Origin of the sequence: Azohydromonas australica DSM 1124 (assembly GCF_000430725.1) — a bacterium.
Taxonomy (GTDB): Bacteria; Pseudomonadota; Gammaproteobacteria; order Burkholderiales; family Burkholderiaceae_C; genus Azohydromonas; species Azohydromonas australica.
On record NZ_AUMO01000149.1, the window covers coordinates 1 to 4029 of the forward strand.

Here is a 4029-nt window from a genome sequence, read left to right on the forward strand (position 1 = left end):
AGTGCTTGTCGCGCCACAGTTTACCGGCTGGTGATGCCTGCCAAGCCCACTTGCCCAAGAATTCTTGTGCTAAAGATTATGAACGCTTATCTGCATTAGTGGAGTCTTCGGAAAAATTACATTGATACCGCATGCGGTATCATTTCCGAATGAACACGGCGACCAAGCTGCTTGAAGCGATCCACCGCAACCCCAAGCAGGTTCGCTTCGGCGACGCGTGCAAGGCCGCCGCCCTGCTGGGCTTCGTCAAGCAGGGAGGACGGGGTTCGCACCGCGCCTTTGCGCGTCCCGGCGAACCCGCCTTGTTGAACTTTCAGAACCGCGACGGGTTCATCCCGCCTTACCAGGCCCGACAACTCGTCGAAATGATCCGCAAGTACGGAGGTACTGCTGAATGAACCGCTATCCGCTCGAAATCTTCTGGAGCAATGAGGACGAGGGCTTCATCGCCGAGGTACCCGACTTGCCTGGCTGCAGTGCCTGGGGTGCGACGGAAGCCGATGCTGCGCGCGAGGCCCAGGACGCGATTGCTGCGTGGATCGAGGCTGCACAGGCCGTCGGCCGCGAGGTGCCCGCGCCGCGCGAAGTGCTGCCACTGGAAAACTACAGCGGCAAGTTCCTGGTGCGTGTGCCGCGCAGCCTGCACGCCCGACTGGCGCGGCATGCGGCTGCCGAGGGCGTGAGTTTGAACCAGTACGTGGCAGGGGTGCTGGCCCGTGGCTGACGGCGCAGTCGTCCACGGCAACCGACCGCTGAATGACGAGTGCAGCGCGCATGGCCTGCTGCACTCGAGCAGTTGCCACCCGGGCCACTGGACGGTCATGCGCCGTGACGACGGCGCCGCATGCCAGCAGCCGTCAACGCCGTTGCTTGGTTCTGGGACAGCGCGGCTGTGAACCGCACCGCCTACGGCACCACCTGGTGGGGCGCGCAGTGGCTGCAGGCGCTGGCGCAAATTGACTACGACAGCCGCCTGCCGCGTGGCCGTGCCTATGCCAATCGCGGTGCGGTGCGCGACCTGAAAGTGCACGAGGGCCGCATCCGGGCACACGTGCAGGGCTCACGTCCAAAACCCTACGTGGTGGACATCCACGTGCCGCAAGTCGATGCCGCTGACGCCGAGCGGCTGGCCGAGCGGCTGGCCACCGATCCGGGCTTGATCGCACGGCTGCTCAATCGCGAGTTGGACCCCGCGGTGCTAAAGGAGGCCACGACCCTGGGTATCCAGGTCTTTCCGCGTCGTTGGAAGGATCTGCGGATGGAGTGCTCGTGCCCGGACTGGGCCGTGCCGTGCAAACATCTGGCTGCGGTGGTCTACCTGCTCAGCTGCGAGATCGACGCTGACCCCTACTTGGTGTTCAAGCTGCGCGGTATCGACCTGCAGACGCTGCTGGGCCAGCACGGCGTGGCGGTTGATGCCGAGGCCGAGCGTGCGTTGCCCACCGGCGCGCTGGCGCTGTTCGAGGACGATCCCGAGTCGGCGCCGCCCGAGCCGGTCCACGACCCGGACGCATTGGCGCGCATCGATTTCACCGCCGTGCCTGAGCTGTGCGAGTCGCTGTGGCGGCTGCTGCCGGCGCAGCCGGTGTTCCACCGCAGTGGTGATTTTCGTGAGCTGGCACACAAGACTGTTGCCCGCATCGCGCACGAGGCGCAGCGCCAGCTCGATGCTGCCGCCGCGGCCCTGGACGGCGGCAGCAAGGCGGTGTACTTGCCACAAGGGCAGCTGCGCCTGAGGACAGACCCCCAGGCCGCTCTGGAAGTCGCGGGCGCGACACTGGGTGATCAGACGCTGGACACGCTGCCGGGGCTGCTGGCGGCGCTGGCGGGCGTGCCGCCGCAGGAGCTGCTGGACCTGGGGGCGGACTTTGCCGCCATGCACACCCTGCACCTGCTGGCGCTGCACCTGATTGCTCGCGGCGCTGTGGTGCCACAAGTATTCACCGTGGACTCCAGGACGCTGGGCCTGCGCTGGTGCGCGGCGGAGTTGGACGCGACCGTGCGCGGCCTGGTGGCGCAGGCCGCAGCCGGGCTGCCGCCGGGGCTGGTGCAGCGCCGGATAAGTCGCACCTGGGTGCCGCTGGCCGCGCGGGCACAGGCGCGCGTGCTGCTGTGTGCACTGATCGACCTGTACCTGCGCCTGCTGGCCGCGGACACTGCCCCGGCCGCAAAGGCCGGCGATGGCAAGGCGTGGGGACTGTTCTTCGGCCCGGGCCAGGTGCGCGTTGACGGCCCGGGCGAGGGGGCGCTGGCCGGCAGCATCCATGCATGGCTCGCGCGGTTGCATCTGGCGCGCCAGCGCTATGTGCCAGTGCTGCGCCTGGACGAGGCCGTACGTACCGAGGGCTTCAGGCTGGCGCTGGCGGTGGCCGACGAGCACTCGACGCTGGAGGCACCGGTGCCGCTGGCCGACGTCATCGCTCAACCCTCGTTCCCCCATCGCATGAGTGTGCTCAGGACAGTGGCGATGCTGGCCGAGTTCCACCCGCCGCTGCACGACTACGTGCGCAAGGGAGCCAAGCGTGCCCTCCCCGTAACAGCCGAGGAGCTGCCGGCACTGCTGTCGGTCACACTGCCGGCGCTGCGCCTCATGGGTATCCGCACCCTGCTGCCCCGAGCGCTGGAACGGCTGCTGCGGCCCCGGCTGTCAATGCAGATCAAGGCCGCCGCCGGTGCCAGTGCTGGCGCGGGCCTGTTGAACACGGGCTCGATCCTGTCCTTCGATTGGAAGGTAGCCATCGGCGATGAGCTGGTCAGCGCTGCCGAGTTCAAGCGCCTGCTCGGCAAGGCCGGCGGCGTCGTGAAGTTCCGCGGCCAGTACGTGATGCTCGACCCAGCCGAGGTCGAGTCGTTGCACGCGCGGCTGGAGCGTCCCCAACAGAGCGACGGTGCCACGCTGCTGCGCGCCGCGCTGGCCGGCGAGATCGACGGCGCGCCGGTCGGCTTGAACAAGGCCGCGGCCAAGCTCATCGATCAACTCCAGCGTGAGGACGAGGTGGCGCTGCCCCGGGAGTTGCAGGCCGTGCTGCGTCCCTACCAGCAGCGCGGCTACGCCTGGCTGTGGCGCAACACCCGGCTGGGACTGGGCTGCGTGATCGCCGACGACATGGGCCTGGGCAAGACGGTGCAGGTGCTGGCGCTGCTGCTGCGGCTCAAGCAGGACGGCGCGCTGCAGGACGGCCGGGTGCTGGTGATCGTGCCCACCAGCCTGCTAACCAACTGGCAGAAGGAGGCGGCGCGCTTCGCGCCGGCGCTGAGCGTGGCCGTCTTCCATGGCGCCAAGAGGGAGCTGGCGCAACAGCGCCCCGACGTGCTGCTCACGACCTACGGCGTGGCGCGCAGCGAGGTGGCGACGCTCAAGGCGCTGTCCTGGCGCCTCGTGGTCATCGACGAGGCGCAGAACATCAAGAATCCCGGCGCCGCGCAGGCCAAGGCCGTCAAGGCCATCCCCTCGCAGGGCCACATCGCCATGAGCGGCACGCCGGTGGAGAACCGGCTGCTGGAGTACTGGTCGATCATGGACTTCGCCCAGCGCGGCTACCTGGGTGGGCCCACGCACTTCGCGCGCGAGTACGCCACGCCGATCCAGACCCATCGCGACGCCGCCGCGGCCGAGCGGCTGCGCCGGGTGATGGCGCCGTTCCTGCTGCGCCGGCTCAAGTCCGACAAGTCCATCATCAGCGACCTGCCCGACAAGGTGGAGCAAGACCAGTTCTGCACGCTCTCCAAAGCCCAGGCCGCGCTGTACGAGAGCGTGGTGCGCGAGGGCATGGCGGCCATCGCCGGGCAGTCCGATACCTTTGAGCGCCAGGGCCTGGTGCTGCAGCTGATCCTGGCGCTCAAGCAGGTGTGCAACCACCCGGCGCACTACCTCAAGCAGGGCACGGCCGACCCGGCGGCCTCGGGCAAGGCCGAGCGGCTGCTGGACCTGCTCGACGAGATCGGCGCCGCGCGCGAGAAGGCACTGGTGTTCACGCAGTTCCGCGAGATGGGCGAGCTGCTCGTGCGCATGCTGCAGGAGCGCCATGG

General features: G+C 68.4%; 3 protein-coding genes. All 3 read left to right on the plus strand.

All coding sequences use genetic code 11. The annotated features are described in order from the left end of the window. Nucleotides 1-149 precede the first annotated feature (149 nt). Nucleotides 150-398 (plus strand): type II toxin-antitoxin system HicA family toxin, encoded by a 249-nt coding sequence (locus H537_RS0118775; protein WP_028999060.1) that lies wholly within the window; start codon nt 150-152, stop codon nt 396-398. Further along, nucleotides 395-724 carry a type II toxin-antitoxin system HicB family antitoxin gene (locus tag H537_RS0118780; protein ID WP_028999061.1) on the plus strand — a complete coding sequence of 110 codons (330 nt, stop codon included), beginning with the start codon at nt 395-397 and terminating at the stop codon, nt 722-724. Before H537_RS0118775 ends, H537_RS0118780 begins: the two co-directional genes overlap by 4 nt. A gap of 120 nt (nt 725-844) precedes the next feature. Beyond that, nucleotides 845-4029, plus strand: a 3185-nt coding sequence (locus H537_RS0118785) for an SNF2-related protein (protein ID WP_051242977.1), incomplete at its 3' end; no start/stop codon positions are given.

Bases quoted from the DNA above. Each gene is read 5' to 3' on its own strand.
- H537_RS0118775 (WP_028999060.1), top strand. From the start codon at position 150: ATGAACACGGCGACCAAGCTGCTTGAAGCGATCCACCGCAACCCCAAG.
- H537_RS0118780 (WP_028999061.1), top strand. From the start codon at position 395: ATGAACCGCTATCCGCTCGAAATCTTCTGGAGCAATGAGGACGAGGGC.